Annotated in this window: 24 protein-coding genes; 13 read left to right on the top strand and 11 right to left on the bottom strand. The window is 29.8% G+C overall.

Translation table 11 applies throughout. The annotated features are described in order from the left end of the window. From GQS57_RS07015 to GQS57_RS06995, 5 genes are all read right to left on the bottom strand, one after another. The gene (locus GQS57_RS07015; RefSeq protein ID WP_165731858.1) at nt 1-852 is read right to left on the bottom strand and encodes a YgcG family protein; all 852 of its coding nucleotides are present in this window, start codon (nt 850-852) and stop codon (nt 1-3) included. Continuing rightward, nucleotides 849-1,286, bottom strand: a complete 438-nt coding sequence (locus tag GQS57_RS07010) for a TPM domain-containing protein (RefSeq protein ID WP_165731857.1) — start codon at nt 1,284-1,286, stop codon at nt 849-851. Before GQS57_RS07010 ends, GQS57_RS07015 begins: the two co-directional genes overlap by 4 nt. A gap of 4 nt (nt 1,287-1,290) precedes the next feature. Then, entirely contained in the window at nt 1,291-1,899 is a 609-nt protein-coding gene (locus GQS57_RS07005; RefSeq protein WP_165731856.1) for a LemA family protein, read from the bottom strand. A 124-nt stretch (nt 1,900-2,023) separates the two neighbouring features. Next, nucleotides 2,024-2,353, bottom strand: coding sequence for a MerR family transcriptional regulator (locus tag GQS57_RS07000; protein ID WP_165732026.1), 330 nt, complete (start codon nt 2,351-2,353; stop codon nt 2,024-2,026). Between the two features lie 111 nt (nt 2,354-2,464). Then, nucleotides 2,465-3,433, bottom strand: coding sequence for a M23 family metallopeptidase (locus GQS57_RS06995; protein ID WP_165731855.1), 969 nt, complete (start codon nt 3,431-3,433; stop codon nt 2,465-2,467). Between the two features lie 149 nt (nt 3,434-3,582). On the opposite strand from GQS57_RS06995, the gene alaS reads away from it, so the two are divergent. Together alaS and GQS57_RS06985 are read left to right on the top strand one after the other, a co-directional pair. Next, entirely contained in the window at nt 3,583-6,201 is a 2,619-nt protein-coding gene (gene alaS, locus GQS57_RS06990; protein ID WP_165731854.1) for an alanine--tRNA ligase, read from the top strand. A 42-nt stretch (nt 6,202-6,243) separates the two neighbouring features. After that, nucleotides 6,244-7,806: a YncE family protein gene (locus GQS57_RS06985; protein ID WP_165731853.1), complete on the top strand. Its 1,563-nt coding sequence runs from the start codon at nt 6,244-6,246 to the stop codon at nt 7,804-7,806. Between the two features lie 21 nt (nt 7,807-7,827). Here GQS57_RS06985 and GQS57_RS06980 read toward each other — a convergent pair whose 3' ends face one another. Next, nucleotides 7,828-9,861 (bottom strand): hypothetical protein, encoded by a 2,034-nt coding sequence (locus GQS57_RS06980; protein ID WP_165731852.1) that lies wholly within the window; start codon nt 9,859-9,861, stop codon nt 7,828-7,830. 239 nt (nt 9,862-10,100) lie between these two features. On the opposite strand from GQS57_RS06980, the gene GQS57_RS06975 reads away from it, so the two are divergent. Together GQS57_RS06975 and GQS57_RS06970 are read left to right on the top strand one after the other, a co-directional pair. After that, nucleotides 10,101-11,051, top strand: a complete 951-nt coding sequence (locus GQS57_RS06975; RefSeq protein WP_165731851.1) for a GSCFA domain-containing protein — start codon at nt 10,101-10,103, stop codon at nt 11,049-11,051. 73 nt (nt 11,052-11,124) lie between these two features. After that, nucleotides 11,125-11,511 (top strand): hypothetical protein, encoded by a 387-nt coding sequence (locus GQS57_RS06970; protein ID WP_165731850.1) that lies wholly within the window; start codon nt 11,125-11,127, stop codon nt 11,509-11,511. Between the two features lie 111 nt (nt 11,512-11,622). Here GQS57_RS06970 and GQS57_RS06965 read toward each other — a convergent pair whose 3' ends face one another. Next, nucleotides 11,623-11,901: a rhodanese-like domain-containing protein gene (locus GQS57_RS06965; protein ID WP_165731849.1), complete on the bottom strand. Its 279-nt coding sequence runs from the start codon at nt 11,899-11,901 to the stop codon at nt 11,623-11,625. A gap of 51 nt (nt 11,902-11,952) precedes the next feature. Next, a complete protein-coding gene (locus GQS57_RS06960; RefSeq protein WP_165731848.1) occupies nt 11,953-13,698 on the bottom strand; it encodes an aromatic amino acid hydroxylase in 1,746 nt (581 codons plus the stop codon). A gap of 164 nt (nt 13,699-13,862) precedes the next feature. On the opposite strand from GQS57_RS06960, the gene GQS57_RS06955 reads away from it, so the two are divergent. Continuing rightward, complete coding sequence (locus tag GQS57_RS06955) at nt 13,863-14,123, top strand: hypothetical protein (RefSeq protein ID WP_165731847.1); 261 nt, start codon at nt 13,863-13,865, stop codon at nt 14,121-14,123. 75 nt (nt 14,124-14,198) lie between these two features. Here GQS57_RS06955 and GQS57_RS06950 read toward each other — a convergent pair whose 3' ends face one another. After that, complete coding sequence (locus GQS57_RS06950; RefSeq protein WP_165731846.1) at nt 14,199-14,585, bottom strand: ankyrin repeat domain-containing protein; 387 nt, start codon at nt 14,583-14,585, stop codon at nt 14,199-14,201. A 268-nt stretch (nt 14,586-14,853) separates the two neighbouring features. Between GQS57_RS06950 and gpmI the strand changes: the two genes are divergently transcribed. The 6 genes from gpmI to GQS57_RS06920 are packed head-to-tail and all read left to right on the top strand — an operon-like array spanning nt 14,854 to nt 19,430. After that, entirely contained in the window at nt 14,854-16,371 is a 1,518-nt protein-coding gene (gene gpmI / locus GQS57_RS06945) for a 2,3-bisphosphoglycerate-independent phosphoglycerate mutase (protein WP_165731845.1), read from the top strand. Between the two features lie 17 nt (nt 16,372-16,388). Continuing rightward, nucleotides 16,389-16,931 carry a thioredoxin family protein gene (locus tag GQS57_RS06940; RefSeq protein ID WP_165731844.1) on the top strand — a complete coding sequence of 181 codons (543 nt, stop codon included), beginning with the start codon at nt 16,389-16,391 and terminating at the stop codon, nt 16,929-16,931. Then, nucleotides 16,931-17,332, top strand: coding sequence for a BT0820 family HAD-type phosphatase (locus GQS57_RS06935; protein WP_165731843.1), 402 nt, complete (start codon nt 16,931-16,933; stop codon nt 17,330-17,332). Before GQS57_RS06940 ends, GQS57_RS06935 begins: the two co-directional genes overlap by 1 nt. Before the next feature lie 58 nt (nt 17,333-17,390). Next, a complete protein-coding gene (gene map, locus GQS57_RS06930) occupies nt 17,391-18,194 on the top strand; it encodes a type I methionyl aminopeptidase (protein ID WP_165731842.1) in 804 nt (267 codons plus the stop codon). A 59-nt stretch (nt 18,195-18,253) separates the two neighbouring features. Next, entirely contained in the window at nt 18,254-18,631 is a 378-nt protein-coding gene (locus GQS57_RS06925) for a GxxExxY protein (RefSeq protein ID WP_262501899.1), read from the top strand. Between the two features lie 28 nt (nt 18,632-18,659). Further along, entirely contained in the window at nt 18,660-19,430 is a 771-nt protein-coding gene (locus GQS57_RS06920) for a class I SAM-dependent methyltransferase (protein WP_165731841.1), read from the top strand. Here the strand turns inward: GQS57_RS06920 and GQS57_RS06915 are convergent. Together GQS57_RS06915 and GQS57_RS06910 are read right to left on the bottom strand one after the other, a co-directional pair. Further along, nucleotides 19,427-20,746: a hypothetical protein gene (locus GQS57_RS06915; protein WP_165731840.1), complete on the bottom strand. Its 1,320-nt coding sequence runs from the start codon at nt 20,744-20,746 to the stop codon at nt 19,427-19,429. The genes GQS57_RS06920 and GQS57_RS06915 overlap by 4 nt on opposite strands. Before the next feature lie 69 nt (nt 20,747-20,815). Continuing rightward, nucleotides 20,816-21,805: an FAD:protein FMN transferase gene (locus GQS57_RS06910; RefSeq protein WP_165731839.1), complete on the bottom strand. Its 990-nt coding sequence runs from the start codon at nt 21,803-21,805 to the stop codon at nt 20,816-20,818. Nucleotides 21,806-21,920: 115 nt separating this feature from the next. On the opposite strand from GQS57_RS06910, the gene GQS57_RS06905 reads away from it, so the two are divergent. Together GQS57_RS06905 and GQS57_RS06900 are read left to right on the top strand one after the other, a co-directional pair. After that, nucleotides 21,921-22,760 (top strand): OmpA family protein, encoded by an 840-nt coding sequence (locus GQS57_RS06905; RefSeq protein ID WP_165731838.1) that lies wholly within the window; start codon nt 21,921-21,923, stop codon nt 22,758-22,760. A gap of 85 nt (nt 22,761-22,845) precedes the next feature. Further along, nucleotides 22,846-23,565 (top strand): 3-ketoacyl-ACP reductase, encoded by a 720-nt coding sequence (locus GQS57_RS06900; RefSeq protein ID WP_165731837.1) that lies wholly within the window; start codon nt 22,846-22,848, stop codon nt 23,563-23,565. The last annotated feature ends 164 nt before the right edge of the window (nt 23,566-23,729 follow it).

Genomic DNA, 23,729 nt, shown 5'->3' with positions numbered 1-23,729 from the left:
TTACCAGCCACCAGAAGCGCCACCTCCACCAAAACTACCTCCGCCGAAACCGCCTCCAAAGCCGCCTCCACCGAAGCTTCCGCCTCCAGATGAACTTCCAAAACCACCGCCAAAACTTCCACTACCTCTACCGGCGTTACTTAAAATAATAGTTTCTAAAATAGCTCCTGCAATAGACCCGCTTCTAAAACCTCTACCACCACTACCATTATTTTTATTCCCTCTAGAAATTAAAATAAAAATGATGATTACTATAATGATAAAAACAATAATTCCAGGATCAAAACCTTCTGCGTCTTTTTGTCTACTTCCTTTAAACTCTCCGTTTAAGGTTCTAAAAATATAATCAGACCCTTTGTCTAAACCACTATAATAATCTCCTCTTTTAAACTCAGGAATAATGACTCTTTCAATAATTCTTTTTGCCTGAAAATCGGTTAAAAGATGTTCTGTACCTTTACCAGCTTGAATGGCAATTTTTCTGTCGTTTAATGCCAACAACATTAAAACACCATTGTCTTTTTTTGCATCACCTATTCCCCATTTCTCTCCCCAATTAGCGGCTAAATAATTAATATTTTCACCTTCGGTGGATGGAATAATAGCTACTACAATTTGCGTAGAAGTAGTATCTGAATAACGAACCAGCTTACCTTCTAAACTTGTTTTTTGACTCTCCGTTAATAAACTAGTATAATCATAAACACTGGTTTGAAACTCTGGAATTTCTGGTATTTGATAGCCTTGAGAAAAAGCACTTAACGTGAATAAAAACGCAATAAAAAAAGTAATTTTTCTAAAAAACACTGCTAACTGAATACTATTTACTGAATACTGTTTACTGTATATCATCCTTTAGAAATCTCATTAGAAAGTTCATCTACATCATCAATTTGCCAAGGAAAATGTGTTCTTAACTCTTTTCCTGCCTTTAAGATTCCGTCAACAATTCCTTGTTTAAAGTTACCTTGCTTAAAATGATTTTGCATTACATCTTTGGTGGTATCCCAAAAATCTTTTGGCACTACATTGTTAATTCCTTTATCACCATAAATAACAAATTTCTTGTCTTTTACAGCAACATAAATTAACACTGCATTATCATCTTTAGTGTTGTTCATTTTTAGCAAATGAAAAACTTCTAACGCTCGTTCATCATGATTCTTCTCTGTAGAAGCCTCTATGTGAACTCGTATTTCGCCAGAAGTTTTTTTCTCTGCAATTCTAATAGCAGAAATAATTTCTTGTTCTTCTTCTGGAGACAGAAAAGCTTCTACTTTAGACATATTATTAGTTTTTATTGTTGAAATTAAACTCTACATCTGGTGCATTTTCAGATCCTGCATCTGCTTTATAACGATCCATTTCGTCAAAGTTAAACATTCCTGCTAACACAGAATTTGGAAACACTTTTATGTGTTTGTTATAATTATTTACACCTTCATTAAAACGATCTCTAGCAACATTAATTCTGTTTTCTGTACCTTCTAACTGACTTTGTAATTCTAAAAAGTTTTGATTCGCTTTTAATTCTGGATAACGTTCTACAGAAACTAATAATTTAGATAACGCACCTGTTAAGCCAGATTGCGCTTGTTGAAATTGCGCCATGTTGTCTGCTGTTAAATCTCCTGCATTTATATTTACAGAGGTTGCTTTTGCTCTTGCTTCAATTACTTCTGTTAAAGTAGTTCTTTCAAAATCTGCTGCTCCTTGTACTGTTTTAATCAAATTCCCTATTAAATCATTTCTACGTTGGTAAGAACTCTCTACATTAGACCAAGTTGTTTTTGCATCTTCTTGTAAAATAACAGCTTCATTATTAAAGTTTTTACCCCAATTGTATACTCCGAAAACAACAACAAGGATTACTATTACTGGTATTAACCATTTTTTCATAATTTCTAAATTTTAATTTTTTGATTGATTGATTTTTGTACTACAAAACTACTTAATATTCTTCAGGTTGTAAAAGAATATTAGCTTCTATCCTATTAAGTTAGACATGGAAACTAAAAAAATGTTACAATTGATTTTTAATTTTAATCAATTCTGCTTTCACCCCTTCTAATCTGGTAATAATTTCAAGGTTGTGAACTATTCCTTCTGGATTTTTCTTAAGTTTCTGTTTAGCGCCATCTAAGGTAAATCCTCGTTCTTTTACAAGATTAAATATTAACTTAAAGTTTTTAATATCTTCTTGTGTAAACAAACGATTTCCTTTCGCATTTTTTTTGGGTTTAATAATATCAAATTCTTTTTCCCAAAAACGAACTAATGAAGTATTTACGTCAAATGCTTTGGCAACTTCACCTATTTTATAATATCTTTTCTCGGGTAAATCTACGTGCATTTTTTTTTGTGTAATTGTGTAATTGTGTAATTGTGTAATTGTGTAATTGTGTAATTGTGTAATTGTGAGCATATCTAAACGATTCAACAATTAAACAGTTACACAACTTTGTTAATCATAAGACTGCCCTTCTTCTTCTGCAGCTTTTTGCATTGCTGCAAACTCTTCTGGAGTTAAATCTCCATAATAAAAATTAATAGGATTTACGGCTACATCATTTTTATGAACTTCATAATGTAAATGTGCCGATACTGATCTACCTGTATTACCTACATATCCAATTAAGTCTCCACGTTTTACCTTGTCACCTTTCTTGGCTTTTATTTTACTCATATGGGCATAAATAGTTTTATATCCATATCCATGATCTATATATACCACGTTTCCAAAAGTGGCACTTCTTTGTGCTCTAATTACATCTCCATTACCAGAAGCAAAAATTGGCGTTCCTACAGGAGCTGTAAAGTCCATTCCTTTATGGAATTTTCTAATTTTTAATATTGGATGATATCTCCATTTATAACCAGAAGCCATTCTTGTTAAATCTGCTAGTTTTACGGGTAAAATAGCAGGAATTGAAGCTAACATTTTCTCCTTTTCTTTTGCTAAATTTACAATTTCATCTAAAGATTTAGACTGCACAACCAATTGTTTAGAAAGTATATCTATGTCTTTAGTTACTTTTGCAATCATGGTAGAATTATCGAAACCATCTAAATACTTGTATCTATTTACACCTCCAAAACCAGCTTTTCTTTGCTCGTCTGATATAGGATTTGCTTCAAAATACGTTCTATAAATATTGTTATCTCTTTCTTGTAATTGCGCTAAAATAGACGAACTTTCTTGCATTTTTTTAGAAAGTAACTCGTAATGTAACTTTAAATTTTCTAGTTCTCTTTTTTGAGCTCGCTCTCTAGGAGACATTATAAACTGGCTAAACACAATAAAACCAATAAATGCAGATAATACTAAAGCTAAAACTCCAATAACAGTTTTCTTATAATATTCACCCTTTTTTACAGCAATTTTCCTGTAAGAAAGTGTGTCCGCATCGTAATAATATTTTACTTTTGCCATATTGCTAAATAGACTATTTTTGTGCTTTTATATTGAGTTTCATTTTTAATAACTCACAAATTTACAAAATGTTTTACAACTGCTTTTTATTCGCAGTTTTTTTTAAAAATAATTTAACATAATCCAACTTGTTGGAAACTTCTTTTTTTATGAAATCTCAAGATATTCGCGCTACTTTTTTAAACTTTTTCAAAGAAAAAGCTCACTTAATTGTTCCTTCTGCACCAATGGTAACTAAGGACGATCCAACTTTAATGTTTGTAAATTCTGGAATGGCGCCTTTTAAAGAATATTTCTTAGGTAACGGAGTTCCAAAAAACAGCAGGATATCCGATTCTCAAAAATGTTTACGTGTTTCTGGTAAACACAACGATTTAGAAGAAGTTGGTTACGATACCTATCATCACACATTATTCGAAATGTTAGGAAACTGGTCTTTTGGCGATTACTTTAAAAAAGAAGCAATTGCTTGGGCTTGGGAGTTATTAACAGAAGTTTATAAAATTGATAAAGACATTTTATACGTTACTGTTTTTGAAGGTTCTGATGATGCAGATAACCTAAAAATGGATACAGAAGCTTTTGATATCTGGAAACAATTTATTGCTGAAGATAGAATCTTAAAAGGAAACAAAAAAGATAATTTCTGGGAAATGGGTGAGCAAGGACCTTGCGGACCGTGTTCTGAAATTCATGTTGATATCCGCTCTGCGGAAGAAAAAGCAAAAGTAGATGGACGAACTTTAATTAATGAAGATCATCCACAAGTGGTAGAAATATGGAACTTAGTTTTTATGCAATTCAACAGAAAAGCAAACGGAACTTTAGTTGATTTACCAAACAAACATATTGATACTGGGATGGGGTTTGAACGTTTGTGCATGGTAATGCAAGACGTAAAATCTAATTACGATACAGATGTTTTTACACCAATTATTAGAGAAATTGAAATGATTACCGATGTAAAATATGGTAAAAATCTAGAGCAAGATATTGCGATTAGAGTTATTTCAGACCACGTAAGAGCCGTTGCTTTCTCTATTGCAGACGGGCAATTACCAAGCAATACTGGTGCTGGCTACGTTATTAGAAGAATTTTAAGACGTGCTGTTCGTTACGGTTTTACATTCTTAGACAAAAAAGAGCCTTTTATTTATAGATTAGTAGATGTTTTAAGCAATAAAATGGGAGAAGCTTTCCCAGAATTAAAAGCACAAAAACAATTAATAGAAAATGTGATTAAGGAAGAAGAAACTTCTTTTTTAAGAACATTAGATCAAGGTTTATTATTATTAGATAGAATTATAGAAAGTACTTCTGGTAAAGAAGTTTCTGGTGATAAAGCTTTTGAATTATATGACACTTATGGTTTCCCTATCGATTTAACTTCTTTAATTCTTTCTGAAAAAGGATTGACTTTAGATGAAAAAGGATTTGAAGAAGAACTACAAAAACAAAAAAGTAGATCTAGAGCTGCCAGTGAAATGTCTACAGAAGATTGGACTATTTTAGTTGATGACCCTATAGAAGAATTTATTGGTTACGATGCTTTAGAAGCAAACGTAAAAGTTACACGATACAGAAAAGTAACCTCTAAGAAAGATGGTGAAATGTATCAATTAGTTTTCAACTTAACTCCTTTTTATCCAGAAGGTGGTGGACAAGTGGGAGACAAAGGATATTTAGAAACCACACAAGGAGATGTTGTTTATATTTTAGACACTAAAAAAGAGAATAATGTTATTATTCACTTCACTAAGAATCTTCCAAAAAATATTACAGAAAATTTTAAAGCAGTTGTAGATCAAAAACAACGTTCTAAAACAGAATGTAACCATACAGCTACGCATTTACTACACCAAGCGTTAAGAGAAGTTTTAGGAACACATGTAGAGCAAAAAGGTTCTGCTGTGCACTCTAAATATTTACGTTTCGATTTTTCTCACTTTTCTAAATTAACGGTTGATGAATTACGTGAGGTAGAAAATTTTGTAAATAGAAGAATTGCAGGTAAACTTCCATTAGAAGAAAGCAGAAACATTACTATGGAGCAAGCAATTGCAGATGGTGCAATGGCTTTATTTGGCGAAAAATATGGAGATACAGTAAGAGCTATAAAATTCGGAAAATCTATAGAGCTTTGTGGTGGAACACACGTAAAAAACACCAGCGATATTTGGCATTTCAAAATTAAATCTGAAGGTGCTGTTGCTTCTGGTATCAGAAGAATAGAAGCGATTACAAACGACGCTGTAAAAGATTTTTATTCTGAAAACAACAAGGCTTTATTCGAAATTAAAGACCTTTTAAACAATACAAAAGAACCTGTAAAAGCAGTACAGAAGTTACAAGATGAAAATGCTTCTTTACAGAAACAGATAGAGCAATTATTAAAAGATAAAGCTCAGAATTTATCTGGTGAGTTAAAAAATCAATTACAAGAGATTAACGGCGTTCAGTTTTTAGCTACAAAAGTAGATTTAGACCAAAACGGAATTAAAAATCTAGCTTTTTCTTTAGGAAAAGAACATCAGAATTTATTTTTATTATTTGCTTCATCAGCTGCAAAAGACAAAGCGATGTTAACTTGTTATATTTCTAAAGAATTGGCAAATGAACGTGGTTACGATGCAGGTAAAGTAGTAAGAGAATTAGGAAAACTAATACACGGTGGTGGTGGTGGACAAAATTTCTTTGCAACTGCAGGTGGTAAAAACCCTGGTGGAATTCCGAAAGCACTGGATAGAGCTATAGATTATTTAGGATAGGACCTAAAGTTAATTTTGTTTTGAAATATAAGTTTATTAAATATGATACGTTTTTATAATATTTTCATACTGTTTACTTTATTGTTACTATCATGTAATAGTGATGAAGACAAAGATATAATATCTGATATTAACGATTTATCTGTAGAAATAATATCACCTATCAATAAACAAGCTTTTTCACCAAACAGTATAATAGAGTTTAAAGGACAGATATCATCACCTAATTTAAAAGATTTTTCAACTTTAAAAGCAATTTGGGTTAGTGATATTTATGGAACTTTAAATGAAAGTACTATTGATGAAAATGGAGAAACAAAATTCTCTACATCTAACTTATCTAAAAACATACATTTTATTAGATTGAATATCTATAATGAAATAGACGAAATTGTGTATGATGAAATAATCGTTTATAATTCTATTTGGCTTTATCCAGTTACTGATAAAAAAAACACTTCTAGTATATCTTGGAGCAAAACAGAAGATCTTTCTTTTGATAGTTATGATGTTTATAGATCTCCTTATAAAAACAATATCAACAATAAAAAAGATGATTTAATTTATAGTACAACAAATATTAACGATACTACTTTTATTGATTCTAATGCTTATTTAGCAACAAAATATTATTATAAAGTTTTCTTGAAAAGAACTACCAAATCTCCCATTTATGTTGGCAGTAATATTGATTCTATTACTTTAGGAAATTTTAAAAAATTAGATTACCCAATTTCTAAAATAATAAAAGATCCAAATAGGAATTATGCTTATGGAATTGTAAACATAGATAATATTTATAGTACAAATTCTACTGGATATGGATTGTCTTTTATAAATGTTGAAAACAAAGAGGTTAAAAGAATATTAACAAATTATAGATTTACGGATATAGACATAGATCCATCTGGAAATTATTTATACTTGTGTTCTAGGAGCAATGTAATTCAAAAAGTAAACTTAAACACAAGACAACTTGAGTCTAGTTTTTCTTTATTAAGACCTGCTCACAAAATAGAAATAGGAATCAATAATAAGCTTTATTATCACATTACACCTCCAACTAGCGGTTCTACAGAATTTAGAATTTATGATCTAACAAATAACACAGATATTTATTACAAAACAACAATTCCTGCTGCCTATTCAAGTTTTTCTCATGGCGATTTTGAATTAGATAATAATCAGAATATATATCATGGTGAAAGCAATACCTCAAGTTCTTTTTTAACTAAAATAGGAACAACTAATGACACTTTTTCTATAGTTGAACAAATAAGTAGTGGTTCTTATCAAAGAGCTGGAGTAACGTTGAATAACAATAAAATTTATTGGAATAATTACTTATTTGATAGTAATTTAAAGAGAATTGGTGTTTTTAAAGATGAAGGTAATGATGTTGACATACAAACTGTTTCTCCAAATGGTAACTTAGCTTTGGGTTCGGCTCGTTTATATGATACAAATAATTTTAATATCATGAAAAAAATAGCTATCAACTATGATATTGCTACTTTTACAAAAGATAACCAAATTTTATTTGTGAAAAATGAAAATAAAATCTCTAACGTTAATACATCAACTTTATTTTTTTATGATTTTTAGAGCAATTTATAAATTTAATAATTACTTTAAATACTCAGAATTAAATTTATAAATAGCTCTATCATATTTCATATAAATTTCATCATTTAAATAAAAATATCCAGCACCGCTATACCTTTCTCCATTAGTAATGTAGTTTTTCCAAATATCATTATTTGAATCATATTCAAACATAGATTGATTATGAAAATACGTTTTATTTTCTATAAAAAGTGCATTATTTGAGTTTACAGAAAGATTTTTAAATGCATCAGGCAAATCTAACTTTTTTGTTATTTGGTTATTTTCGGTATCTAATTCCCAAAAATCTAATTGCTTATTAACTTGCCCAGAACCAATGTAAATTTTATTATTATCGACAAAAACTAAAGGGTTTAATTTAGATGTTTCGTAAGAAGAGGTAATTTCCGGAAAATTATCTATAATTTTTTCCCAAGAATTATTTATAATAGAATATTTCCAAATATCTCTCATAGGCTCTCTAAAATACCTTTCACCTAAACCTGTGTAGATGTAATCCCCAACAACAACCATAAAACCGTACTCTCTTAGTACTCCAGGGAAATCTGATAACTCTTTTTTATCATTTGTTAATATATTATAACTAGCAAATAAATCATCATTACTAGAAAGGTATTTTTTTGAATACATTTTATCTTTATAAAAAACATTTAACCTCCCAGAATTAGAGGAATACTCTTTATTAAAATTTTCATCAGTAACTTTTTCAAAATTAAAAGTATTTTTATTCAGTTTAAAAACATCTTTAAGAGTATCCCAATTCGTGTATGTAAATCCTAAAGCATAAATGTCTTCGTTGAATGTAAACATTTTAATTACACCGTGTCCCTCATAATCATTATTTACTTTTAACCAAGGTTCATCTATGCATATTTTATCTTTAGCTATGTTAACTTCATTTAAATAGTTTATTGAAATTTCATTGTCTTTAAAATCTTTAAATTTATAACCATTGTCTATTTTAAAAACTAAACTATCTCTAGTTGCTATATAAGGAGAAAGATAATTATCTTCTAACTTTATAATAAACCTATCATTATTTAAAGGAAAATTAGCTCCTTTTATTACTAAGTCATCTTCAAAAGAAAGGCAGTTTGTTGGTATAGAAGTAATTTCGGGCATTAATACTTCCATTTGTTTTGTCACATTTGTAAGCTGACTTCTAACAACTATAGTAGGGTTCTTTTTTCTTATTATTGAAGGCTCAAGGATAATTATATTTTTACTAGATTTTATTATCTTATAATTATATTGTAGATTATCTGATATAGTAGTGACCATATTTGATCTTTTAGCATCGAAATAATCTCCATAAATTCTTAATGTATCAGAATCTGTAATTCGTTTCGGAACAATAGAATCAATTCTAGGAGTATTTAAAGAAAAATTACTGATTGTATTTTCTTGATTATCTTCATTAACAATTTTTATTTTAGAATAAGGTTTAGTTAATAAATAATTGTTTTTAGGAAAAGGAACTACCACTTTAATTAATGAATCTGAACTCACAAAAGGAACAGCTACTACATCAGAAAAATAAATTTTTGGGTTTTGGGAAAAATAAGAACCTTTAATTAAAAGGGTATCTAAAAGACTCAACTTATTTGATGATAACTCTTTAATAATTGGTATTGCACTACCATTAGAAACAAAAAGTTTTTCTTTTCCATAGAAATACTCTCCATTTAAAATTATAAAAACATTAAAATAATATTTTTCACCTTCTTTTAAGCCTGATCTATATTCGATGGAATATTCATTATCTAAAACATTTTCAATTATTTTAACTTCTCCTAATTGGTTATAGGTTCCTCCTTCTATACCTGATAAAACAAACCCAAAATCTACATTTTCATTAACGTTCGTAAATCTACCTTTTAAAACAACTCCTCCTTCATTAATATTTTCATTTGAAATGGTCTCTACTAATATTTCATTACTTATTATATCTTCATCATCATCAGAACATGAAATGATAATTATTAATAAAAAACATAAAAAAAAATTACTAAAAGTACTACTAGAAAAACTCATAACTAAATAATTACATGTGAACAAAAATACAATCAATTTCTGATTAATCAACATTCAATTAATTACCGATAAATGTTATTTTCTGAAAGTGATATTATGTATTTAATTAAAGAAGAAAAGTTGTTTTTATTTTTTTAAAGTTGTTTTTATTTTTTTAAATAGATGAAGATTATTAGGTATATAAAATAAATTTAAAAACAAGCATCAAAGAGTCAAAATTTTTATTTTATCTTTATCCAATGCAACTTCAAACTAAAATCCCGTTAAAAAAAGAGCTTTTAAATCAAATAATTTATGATTCAAAAATTGTATTATTCGGCTCTTGTTTTTCAGAAAACATTGGAGATAAGCTCAATTATTTTAAGTTTCAATCTAACCAAAATCCATTCGGAATTTTATTTCACCCAAAAGCAATTGAAAATTTAATTACAAATGCCATAAATGAAAAAGAATACACGGAAACAGATTTAATTTTCCAAAATGAACGCTGGCATAGTTTTGATGCACATTCTAGTTTAAGTTCTCCAGATAAAAGTAAACTCTTAGAAAATTTAAATTCTGCTATTTCATCAACTAACAAACAACTAAAAGAAGCAACACACATTATAATTACATTGGGAACTTCTTGGGTGTATCGTTACATTGAAACAGATACAATTGTTGCTAATTGCCATAAAATTCCACAAAAAAAATTCTTAAAAGAATTGCTTTCTGTTGATGAAATTTCAGAGAGTTTAGAAGCTATACTTGTACTTTTAAAATCTATAAATAAAGATATCCAAATACTTTTTACGGTTTCTCCTGTACGTCATTTAAAAGATGGTTTTGTAGAAAATACACAGAGTAAATCTCATTTAATTGCTGCGATTCATAATGTTGTAAACCATAAAGAAAACACGCATTATTTTCCGAGTTATGAAATTATGATGGATGAATTACGAGATTATCGTTTTTATGCAGAAGATATGGTGCATCCCAATAAAACTGCCATTAATTATATTTGGGAAAAATTTGTTGCCACTTGGTTTTCTGAAGAGACCACTTTAACAATGAAAGAAGTGGATGTAATTCAAAAGGGACTTTCTCACAGACCTTTTAACGAAAACTCAGCACAACATCAGCAATTTTTAAAAAATCTAGAAGTAAAAAAAGACAAGTTAAAAGTTCAGTTTCCTTTTATCAATTTTTAAAGCACAAAAAAATAAAATTAATTTACTTAAAAATTTTATGTAAATTCCCTTCTTATAACTTTAACCTCCAAAAATGAGTAAGAAAATATTAATTGGTATAATTTCAGGACTGTTACTAGGCATGTTTATAACATCCATTTTTGTTTCAGATGAAATTAATATATCAAAACTCATTTTAACAAAAATTACGGCAACCTCAATAATAACAGGATTTATTTGTGGTATTTACGCCCATATATCAAAATCTAAAATAAAAGTTTTTATAGTTTCTATTTTTATAGGAGTCATTGTTTTCTATATCAAATACCTTATTACTGGTCATAATTTTGATCCATTGACTATGGGAGCTTTTGTAGGTGCAATGCTAGGTGGAATCTTTGCTTTTATTAGAAAAGCGACACATTCTATAAAAAAATACAACAGATTACAAAGACACAAAAAAAAGGGTTTCAAGAAATAAACTTTTTAATTTTAAACAAAAAAATAGAATTCTAACACGAAGTTAAAATTCTATTTTTTTATCTTTTCAATAAAACCCTTCTTTAAAAACAGGTTTTACAAACGTTTATTTTTAAGAAACGTGTTGATCTACGTTTTGCCAAGGACCTCCATTAATAACATCTACTCCATGTTTTTCTAAAAACTGAGTTGCTTGTCCGCTTCTTGCTCCACTTCTACAAACAGCAATTACAGGTTTGTTCCAAGCTTTAATTTTTTCAACTTCTAAAGGAATAACCGTTAAAACTACGTGTTCTGCTCCTTCTGTATGTCCTTCATCCCACTCTTCTTGTGTTCTTACATCTAGAATTACAGCTCCTTTTTCTAAGTATTCTTTAATTTCTGCACTCATATCTTTTCTTTTAAACATGTCAAATAGACCCATGTTGTTTTTATTTTAATATTAAACTTGACACAAAATTAATCCATTTTCAATTAGCTTTGTGTAGCTTTTGTTACATTTTAAAACTTCTAATCTTTCTAAAATGGTCTCCTTAATAGAAAAATTACTTTGCAAAGCTAATTCATATAATTCTAAAAGCAACAACCAATCTCCTTGAAATTTGCTATTTAACTGATTAAATATTTCTGTTATTTTTTTATTGGTCGAAGTCTCTTCTTCTCTTAGACACCTGACTTCATCATACAAGGCATACAATTCTTGTTCACTTTCTGAGTATTTAATTTTATGTGTTTTGGTTTCAGATACTTTTCCTAGACCTAAAAACGAATCTACATCTGCAGGACCTGCATAAGCCGAAACCACCTCTTTACCAACTGCCATATCATAAATTCCCCATTCTGGTTGAAACAAAACCTCATCTTTATAAGTAACCGTGCAATCATCAAAAGAAATAATTAAAATTTTACCTCTTAAATCTCTAGTTCCGGTAATTGCTTTTCCTTTTACAATAACGCCACTCTCAAACTCTAAAGTCATAAATTCACCTTCGTAAATTCCGTATGCTTTTAAATCTCTCGGACTCATATCTTCAATTGGCAAATTAATTCCTTTTAATTTACCAACCGGACTTCCAAAACCACTTGCATGACTTGTAATTCCGTGCCCAATTAATTCTTTATCTCTATTAGACAATGCCGTAGCACCTGTAGTTTGAAAATACGCTACTTTATTATTTTTAAACTGAATAACTTTTGTAAAAACGCCAGAAATTTGAATTCCTGTTGTCAATTCGATGGTTCCTAAATTATCAGAATTTATTAATTTCTGGATACTTTTTAATCCGCCTGTTCTTATTGCCATTGTATTCGCAAACTCATCTAAGACCAAACTTAAATAAGCAAAATCTGGCGTTACAAATAACTGAGGTTGGGGTTTTGTAATATCAAAATTAATGGTTGCTGCATCAATAGAATACGCAACTTTTTTTACTTCATCTTGCATACACCAAGCACTTTCTCCTATCGAAGAAAGTAAACCTGCTCCGTATATTTTAGGGTTCTCTAAAGTACCGATCAACCCGTATTCTACAGTCCACCAATGTAAATTTCTAATTTGTGCCATTTCAGACAATTCACCCATATTATTCTGCAGATAAGCTACTTTTTGTTCTGCATCATCTATTTCACTTTCTGTTGAATTTGGATTTTCTTTTAAGATGGATAAAAGCCTGATTGCTTCATACATTTCATAATCTTTAGCAGAGGAAATTGCTTTACTACCTATTTCTCCAAACCTACGTAAATATTCTGCATATTCTGGGTTTGAAATAATAGGCGCATGACCTGCTGCCTCGTGGATAATATCTGGTGCTGGTGTATATTCTATATGATTTATGGTTCGCATATCCGACGCAATCACCAAAACATTATAAGCCTGAAACTCCATAAATGCATTTGGCGGAATAAAACCATCAACCGAAACTGCAGCCCAACCAATTTCTTTTAAAATCCTATTCATACCTTCCATATAAGGAATATTTTCTACAGAAATACCCGTTTTTTCTAATCCAGTTATGTAAGACTTATGGGCTACTTTACTCAAGTAATCTACATTCATTCTCATTACATAGCGCCAAACAGCTTGGTTTTGCGCTGTATATTCTTCATACGGCTGTTGTACCACAAACTTGTGTAAATGTTTGGGTAATTTTTTAGTGACTTCGTTTAATTCGAAATGGAGGCTCATTAAAAAAGTATTGAATTATTCTTACAATAATACACTTTAAAATAATGATTATTTATTTTATACATGTTAAAATCACTTTTACACACATTTATCATAATCTATATTTTTTTTATTGTAACATTTAGTCCTTTTCAGCTACCTATAAGTAACAAAAAATAAATACTATGAGTTTTGGAGGTTCAGTTGCTGCAATGATTGCGAGTTTAAAAGCGAATAAAAGAAGTCGTGTTTCTACTTTTGATAAAATCAAAGGCCATAAAAAAAGCGAAAAAAGTGAACTTCATTTTGATAAAAAAGCAACTCCTTATGAGTTAGAACAACTTAAAAAAAGATTGATAGCAGAAAACAACACCATCTTTAAAAGAAAAGTATTGATACTTATATTAATGATTACTGCTATTTTAATAGGTTTAAATTATGTTTAATAATATCAAATAAAAAACAGACTACCTTATAAGGCAGTCTGTTTAACTTTAGATTAATTAATTCAAATAATAATACTAAAGTGCTTCTTCAATTACTCTTATAGCATCTACAGCCTTAGATCTTTTTCCTATTGACAAGGCAGTCATATTTCCAACAGATGATTTTATATTTAACTTTGCTCCATTATCTATTAAAAGTTGCGCAATTTTTGCTCTATTGTGCCTTGCAGCAAACATTAAAGGCGTTAATCCTGTAGATTTTATATTTACATTTTCTCCAGATTCAATTAATGCTTTTACAGCTTCGTAGTTCCCCATTTGAATCAACCTACAAAAAGCGTTTACTTTAGAATACGTTTTTGAATAGTTTATCTTATTAGATTTCAAAACTTCTGGTGCGCTTGCATTTATAGAATTAAAAGCAATAAGACATACGAACATTGATGAGATTATTTTTTTCATAATAAGTAGATTTTGATTTTTAATTATTTTAACCGTTATATTTAAAAGACGATTAACTACTTAATATGTTTCAAAAAGAAATCATCTATTAACAAGTATTTAAGAAATAAAAAAAAATCAGAAAAACTTAATTAAAATTAACAGCAACAGGTTATAAAATATACCTTTATTACAGAAAGGTTCTTTACGTTATCGGTTTCGTAAAAAATCTTTAAAAGCTATAAAAACGGTAAAATATTTCTTAATTTTACTGTTCAATTTTAAGACAATGGACAAGAAAGTTATATTAATGATTTTAGATGGTTGGGGAATTACACAAGACCCTAAGGTATCTGCTATTTACAATGCAAAAACTCCTTTTATAAACGGTTTATACGACAAATATCCAAATGCTCAATTAAGGACAGACGGAGAACATGTTGGTTTGCCAGAAGGGCAAATGGGAAATTCTGAAGTTGGACACATGAATTTAGGTGCTGGTAGAATTGTATATCAGAATCTAGCTCGTATTAATAAAGCTGTTAAAGAAAATACTTTAGGACAAGAAAAAGTATTATTAGATACTTTTAAATACGCAAAAGAGAATAACAAAGACGTTCATTTATTAGGACTAGTTTCTAATGGAGGAATTCATGCACACATTAATCACTTAAAAGGATTATTAGATGTTGCTAAAGAAAATAATGTAGATAATGTGTATTTACATGCATTTACAGATGGTAGAGATTGTGATCCTAAATCGGCTCCTTATTTCTTAAATGAGGTACAAGAACATATGGATAAAAGTACCGGTAAAATAGCAACTGTAACAGGTCGTTATTACGCAATGGATAGAGATAACCGTTGGGAACGTGTAAAGGAAGCGTATGATGGTATTGTTAATGGAGTTGGTACAAAAACAACTGATATTATTAGTACTATAAAAACGAATTACGAAGCTGGTATTACAGATGAATTTCACAAACCAATCATTGTAACCAATGAAGATGGTTCGCCAAAAGCTCAAATTAAAGAAGGTGATGTTGTACTTTTCTTTAACTACAGAACAGATAGAGGTAGAGAATTGACAAATGCGTTGTCTCAAAATGATTTCCCAGAATTTGGAATGAAAAAATTAGACCTTTATTACACAACCATCACTTTATATGATGCAAGTTTTAAAGGAATTAACGTTATCTATAATACTGATAATATTAAAAATACTTTAGGAGAAGTTTTATCTAAAGCAGGTAAAAAGCAAATTAGAATTGCAGAGACAGAAAAATATCCTCACGTTACATTTTTCTTTTCTGGAGGACAAGAAACACCGTTTGAAGGTGAATCTAGAATTTTAAGAAACTCACCAAAAGTTGCTACTTACGATTTAAAACCAGAAATGTCTGCTTACGAATTAAAAGATGCTTTGTGTGAAGATTTAAAGAAAGGTGAAGCTGATTTTGTTTGCTTAAACTTTGCTAATGGTGATATGGTTGGACATACAGGAATGATGGATGCTGCTATTAAAGCTTGTGAAGCTGTAGATATTTGTGCTAAAGAAGTTATAGAAACTGGTTTAGATAATGGATATTCTATTTTATTAATTGCAGATCATGGTAACTGTGAAACAATGATGAATCCTGATGGATCTCCTCATACAGCACACACTACAAACCCAGTTCCTTTTATTTTAATTGATAAAGAAATAAAATCTGTAAACAGTGGTGTTTTAGGTGATATTGCTCCTACTATTTTAGATTTGATGAATGTAGAACAACCAAAAGAAATGACACAACATTCTTTATTATAATTAAAACAACTCAACTTATGAAAAAAGTCTTTTTATTGGCTTGTATTATGGTATTTGCATCTTGCATTAGCCAACAAAAAGTAACTGAAACTCAAAAAGTACCTGCAGTTAAAAATCAAAGTGGGGATTTGATTGGAGTGGCTAACAAAGCCTCTTTTCAACAAATCCCTTATAGCACTTGGTTTAATCAGAAGTTAGAGAGTTATACTCCAGACCCAGCAACAATTACCGCTCTTAAAAGTGAGTTAAAAGGTATTACAATTAAAGGTTTTATGGGAACTTGGTGTGGAGATAGTAAAAGAGAAACACCTCATTTGTACAAGATTCTAGAACAAACTGATTTTAACATCAATAATTTTGAGCTTATTACTGTTGACGTAAGTAAAAAAACTCCTGATAATTTACAGGAAGGTTTCGACATAAAAAGAGTACCAACTTTTATCTTTTATAGAGATGGAAAAGAAATTGGTAGATATGTAGAATATGCTCGTGAATCTTTAGAGAAAGACATGCTAAAAATTGTTTCTGGAGAGCCTTATAAACATTCTTACGACAATTAATGATACCTAATAATCCGTTAATTATTGCCGTAGATTTTGATGGTACCATTGTAGAAGATGCGTATCCAAAAATAGGTGAAGAAATAATTTTTGCTTTCGACACCTTAAAAAGGCTACAATCTCAAGGGCATCGATTAATTCTCTGGACTTACAGACACGGAAAAAGATTAGATGAAGCAGTTGCTTTCTGTAAAGAAAACAACATTGAATTTTATGCAGTAAACAAAAATTTCCCTGAAGAGGAATACGATGAAAAACACAGTCGTAAAATACATGCAGATTTATTTATAGACGACAGAAATGTTGGAGGCTTTTTAGGTTGGACAGAAATACACAAAGCTATTTTTAATTACGAGCCACCTAAAAAAAAGAAAAAAGGATTTTTCTCTTTTTTCAAATAGACAAACCTTACTTCATTCTACCTAAATTATAGTAACTTTGCCATTCAATTTTTTTAACATGATTAAGATAAAAACAAGAGAAGAGATAGAATTGATGAGAGAAAGCGCACTAATCGTTTCTAAAACGTTAGGTATGCTTGCTAAAGAAGTAAAACCCGGAGTTTCTACTTTGTACTTAGATAAACTTGCCGAAGACTTTATTAGATCTGAAGGTGCTGTACCTGGTTTCTTAGGATTATACGATTTTCCAAATTCACTTTGTATGAGTCCAAATAACCAAGTTGTACACGGTATTCCAAATAAAAACCCATTAGTAGAAGGCGATATTATTTCTATAGATTGTGGCGCATATAAGAATGGTTTTCACGGAGATCACGCCTACACTTTTGCTGTTGGAGAGATTGAACCAGCAACTAGAAAATTACTAGATGTAACTAGAGCTAGTTTATACGTTGGTATCAAAGAATTTAAGGCAGGAAATAGAGTTGGTGATGTTGGTTATGCTATTCAAAAGTTTTCTGAAGACCATGGTTATGGTGTAGTAAGGGAATTGGTAGGTCATGGGTTAGGAAGAGAAATGCACGAAGATCCAGAAATGCCAAACTACGGAAAAAGAGGTCGTGGTAAAAAGTTTGTAGAAGGTATGGTAGTTGCCATAGAACCAATGACAAACTTAGGTACTCATAAAATTAAACAACATTCAGACGGTTGGACCATTACTACTTTAGACAACAAACCTTCTGCGCATTTTGAGCATGATGTTGCTATTGTAAACGGTAAACCAGAATTACTTTCTACGTTTAAATATGTACACGACGCATTGGGGATTGTTACCGATGAGGAGGATGCATTCAGACAGTAAAAAGGACACTAATTCCACTAATTGTCACTAAAAAATAAACTTTAATTTCACTAAAAAAATTGAAATCAGAACTTCTACATAAACAGGAATCATATAACATTATTGGTTCCTGCATGGAAGTTCATAAAGAGTTAGGAAAAGGTTTTAGTGAAATTATTTATGGTGATGCTTTAGAAATTGAATTTAAAAGACGTGGAATTTTATATCAAAGGGAAGTAAAATTTCAAATATTATATAAAGGAGAAAAATTGTCTCATTATTATTTTGCTGATTTTGTTATCGATAATAAAATAATACTTGAAATTAAAGCAATTGAATGTTTAACAAACAGCCATATAAAACAAACTCTAAATTATTTAGCTGCATCAAAAATAAAACTAGGCTTATTAGTTAATTTTGGTGAAGATAGTTTAACCTACAAAAGAGTAATTTTATAACTCTCATTTTGTGTAATCCGTGTAATTCGTGTCTATTTTTAAATCCATTCTAAACACCATCCCAAGACCTTGGTTAATAAAAGCTAGTTATCTAGTACGACCAATTATTGCTTTTTCTTTAAAAGGCGATAGATTTACAGACCCAATAGATGGCAAGAGTTTTAGAAAGTTTTTACCTTACGGATATGGTAAACAAAGAGAAAACGCACTTTCTCCTTCTACCCTATCTTTAGAAAGACATCGTTTAATGTGGTTGTTTTTAAGAGATGAAACACCTTTTTTCACATCAACAGAAAAACTAAAAACTTTACACATTGCTCCAGAGCAATGTTTTTTAGACATTTTTAGAAAGCAAAAAAACTTAGAGTACACAACATCAGATTTAGAATCTCCTATTGCAGATGTAAAAGCAGATATTTGCGACTTACCTTTTGATGACAACTCTTTTGATGTTGTTTTCTGTAATCATGTGTTAGAACATATTACAGATGATACAAAAGCGATGCAAGAGCTATTTAGAGTGCTTAAAAAAGGTGGATTTGGTATTTTTCAAATTCCGCAAGATTTATCTAGAGAAACAACTTTTGAAGACGATACCATAACAGACAGAAAAAAGCGTGCAGAAATTTTTGGACAGTATGATCATGTAAGAGTGTATGGTAGAGATTATTTTGATAAACTACGTTCTATCGGTTTTAAGGTGGATGAAGTAGATTATACAAAAAAAATCGCTCCAGAAAAACTAGAACGATTTTGTTTGATGAAAAATGAAATTCTTCCGGTGTGTTATAAAAGTTAGTTCTTTTTGTGTTTTCTTAAGAAATCACTTAATTTTTCTAATTCTTCATCACCCAATACAATTACCTCGTTTCTTATAATTTGATATGTACCCGACGCTAATTGCACCACTTTAGAGTCTCCTGAATATTTTTTATAACCATCTTTAACATCACTTACTTTCGCTCCTTCTTGGTTGATCCAAATAACTTTACCTTTTTTAATCGCCTGAAAGGTTTCTTTATAATAAGCTCCAATATATTCAAATCCAGCATCAGCATTTATTATTTTTTTATTGGTAGAAAACAAGAAAGAACGGACTTTATAACTGTCTTCAGAATATAGTGGATATACGCCTCCTCCTAAATGACCTCCAAACTGATACCAAACTTTATTTATTTTAACCTCACCATCTTTGTTATACCTATCAATTACATCCTCTTTTTTTAAGGATTTCAACAACTCTTCTTCATTAGGAATTCTAATAATTTTTTGATCATTCAAATCATATACCAACGGCTCAAAAGAATTATTTGGATACGTAACTAACCGACCATTTCCTCTAGGCAACATTACTTGACCGTAATCTGTGGCAAGTGGATTAAACTCAGTGACATTTGGTAGAACAAACCCTTTTTTATTATTTGTATTGAAAGAATAAATTTGATCAGGATTCACTTTTTTATTCTTTAATAAAATAAAACCTTCGGAAGATATGGCGTCTTTATAATCGGTGGCTGCTACAATAATTCTACCTCTATCATCTATAACTCCAAAATTTCCATCCTTTTTAAAAAGAGCTACATTGTTCGTATTAAAATTATAAATCTTATCTACGTTTATAGAAAGGGATTCAGATTTTTGATTCCAAAGACTTTTAAGTGAATCTATTTTTTTAGACGCTTTCTCTCTTCTAAGACGTTGTTCCTCCTCTTTCTTTAACTTGGTTTCTAAAGATTCTATAGATTCCTGAATTAAAATAAGACTCTCTAAGTTTTTGGTATACCCTTCGGCAGTATTATCTTGTTCTAAAACAAAATACCGTCTACTATAAGTTTCCGAGTTTTTAAGAAATGCTATTTTTTCTTTATCAGTAGTTTGAAATTGATAATTTTCATAATAAATAGAGGAAGCTAAGGTTGCTAAGTTCTTGTCTGAAATTGAATCGACATACTTTAATGCTTTTTCAAATTGCACTAATGCTTCTTTGTAATTTACATTGGTTTCTACCGCTTCTTTTGCTCTCCTTAAATACACATTAGCAATGTCTGTGTTAGACTGCGCATTTGTGAATGTAAAAGAAATTATGCATAAAAGTGTTAGAAGTAATCTCATCATATTAATACCAATTATTCAGCGTTATGTATCTACAATGCAAGATAGCAAAAACACAGCGTAAACGGTGAACTACTGAAAGGCAATTGTTGTGTATTCTTCTAATTCTCCATTCTCGTTATTAAATAATAAGATAGCATCAATGTTTTTATGAATATCTAAAAATTCTTTCGCTTTCTCTAATCCCATGGCCATAAAAGCAGTGGCATACGCATCTGTATCTGCACAATCTATACCCGCTATTACAGAAGCACTCAATAAATTACTTTCTTCAGCATACCCAGTTTTAGGATTTACAGTATGCACGTATTTATGTCCGTCTTTGGTAACTCTAAACTTTCTATAATTACCCGAAGTAGCCATCGATTTATTAGACAAATTTATTTTTCGATATCCTTTTATACTGTCCTTTTTTATAGGATTTACTAATTTTATAACCCAAGGATGATTTTCTTTTTTTATCCCTTTTGCCCTAATCTCTCCACCAATTTCAACTAAATAGTTCGAGATATTTTTACTATCTAGAAAACGAGCTACCACATCAATTCCGAATCCTTTGGCAATAGAGTTAAAATCTAAATAAATGTTAGGATCTTGTTTTTTAATTTTACCATTAACAATAGTCACTTTATCTAAACCAACATACTGCATTTCTTGTTTTACTTGATCTTCGTTTAAATTGATCCTTTCATTCTTTGGACCAAAACCCCAAGCATTAACTAGGTTTCCAACAGTAGGATCAAAATAACCATTGGTTTCCGTATAAATTCTTTTCGATTTTTTAAAAACCTCTAAAAATAAATCATCAACAATAACTGTAGAATCTCCTTTGTTAATTCTAGAAATATCTGAACTAGGAATATAGGTTGATAAGGATTTATTCATTAAAAAAAACAGACTATCTAAAGAGGTTTGATAGTCCTTAGCACCATCTAAATAAACAATCTTATAAGTGGTACCAAAAACGTGGCCTGTTAAGGTATAGTCTTTTGTTTTTTCTTTAGAACAAGAAAGAAACGATAGTAAAACGATAGTAATTATAACTTTATTTTTTAGAATCATAAAATTTAAAATCTTTTACAAACATAGAACATAAAGTTTTCATAAAATATCATTTATACTGTTTTTTGTAGTAACAATTCGTTAAATTTGTTCACTTAATTAAATATTATTACCAATGAAAAAAATATCAATCTTATTATTGACTGCAGTTATAGTTAGTTCTTGTGTTTCTAAAAAGAAGTTTGTTACTTTACAAGACGAACATGATCAAACTACAACAGAATTAGTAGATGTAAAAGCAACTTTACAGAAGTGTTTAATTGAAAGCGAAAAAGATGTAGCTACACTAACAGAGCAAATTAACTCTTTAAAAGAGGATAAAAAAGGTGCTTTAAAACAAGTTGAAAACTTAACGGTTTTAACACAATCTTCTTCTGATAATATTAAAAACGTTATTACACAGTTAAGTGAAAAAGACAAATTTATAAACGGTATTAGAGCTGCAATGACTCAAAAAGATTCATTAAACCTTGCAATTAAATACCACTTAACTAAAAACTTAACAGACGGAATTCAGGATGAAGACATACAGGTTAATGTAGAAAAAACTGTAGTATTTATTTCTATTTCAGACAAGTTATTATTTAAAAGCGGTAGTTATAATGTAACAGACAAAGCATACACTGTTTTAGAAAAAATATCTAAAGTAATTAAAGACCAACCAGAAATGGAAGTTATGATTGAAGGTCATACAGATTCTACACCAATAAAAAGAACTATTATTCAAGACAACTGGGATTTATCTGCTTTAAGAGCAACTTCTATAACAAGAATTTTACAATATAAATTCGGAGTTAAACCAAGTAGATTAATTGCAGCTGGTAGAAGCCAGTATGTTCCTTTAGTAGACAATAATACTGCTGCTAATAAAGCAATAAACAGAAGAACAAAAATTATCATCATGCCTAAATTAGATCAATTCTTTGATTTGTTAGAGCAAGATTCTAATAAATAATCTTTATTGAATAAAAATTTAAAAACCATCTGAAATTCAGATGGTTTTTTGTTTAGAAAAATAGTCATACTTTAAAAATTTAAAAATGGAAAATTTAAAAAACAAAAAAGCAATTATTACAGGTGGCGGAAGAGGTTTAGGAAAAGCAACCGCAATAGCCTTTGCTAAAGAAGGAATTGATGTTGCCATAACTGGTAGAACTGAAGCCGTTTTAAAAGAAACAGTTGCAGAACTAGAAGCATTTGGCGTTAAAGCGATTTACGAAGTTTTTGACGTTGGTGTTTATGAAGAAGTTAAAACAGGAATCAAGAACATTATAGACTCTTTAGGTACTGTAGATATTTTAGTAAACAATGCAGGAATTGCAGCTTTTGGTTCTTTAAACGACATGGAAGTTAGCAAATGGACTCAAATTATACAAACCAATGTTATGGGTATGTATCATGTAACAAAAGAAGTTTTACCTTATTTAATTGATAAAAATGAGGGTGATATTTTTAATGTTGCTTCTACTGCAGGATTAAACGGAAATGCAACTACATCAGCATATTCTGCTTCTAAATTTGCGGTTATCGGTATGTCGGAATCTTTAATGAAAGAAGTTCGTAAAAACAACATTAGAGTTTGTACGTTAACACCAAGTACTATTGCATCTGATATGTCTGTAGAATTAGGTATTGCAAACAAAGATTCTGAAGATTCTGTTTTACAACCAGAAGATTTTGCTGAGTTAATTGTAGCTGGATTAAAATTACCTAGAAGAGCAATGCTTAAAGGCGCTTCTTTATGGTCTACAAATCCATAAATAGACTTTTATTACCACAAAGGGTATACTTATATTAAATAGCGTAAAAACCACCTCATTAAAGGTGGTTTTTTATGTAAAAGCAAATTTGAATTTGTTAAATAAATACGGTAACTTCGTTTAACTTCTGATATAAAATATTAAAACCCTAGATATCAATAACG

This window comes from Polaribacter sp. 20A6 (assembly GCF_011378915.1).
Lineage (GTDB): Bacteria > Bacteroidota > Bacteroidia > Flavobacteriales > Flavobacteriaceae > Polaribacter > Polaribacter sejongensis.
The sequence above is the reverse complement of the archived record's forward strand: the minus strand, read 5'-3'. Positions and strand labels throughout refer to the sequence as shown.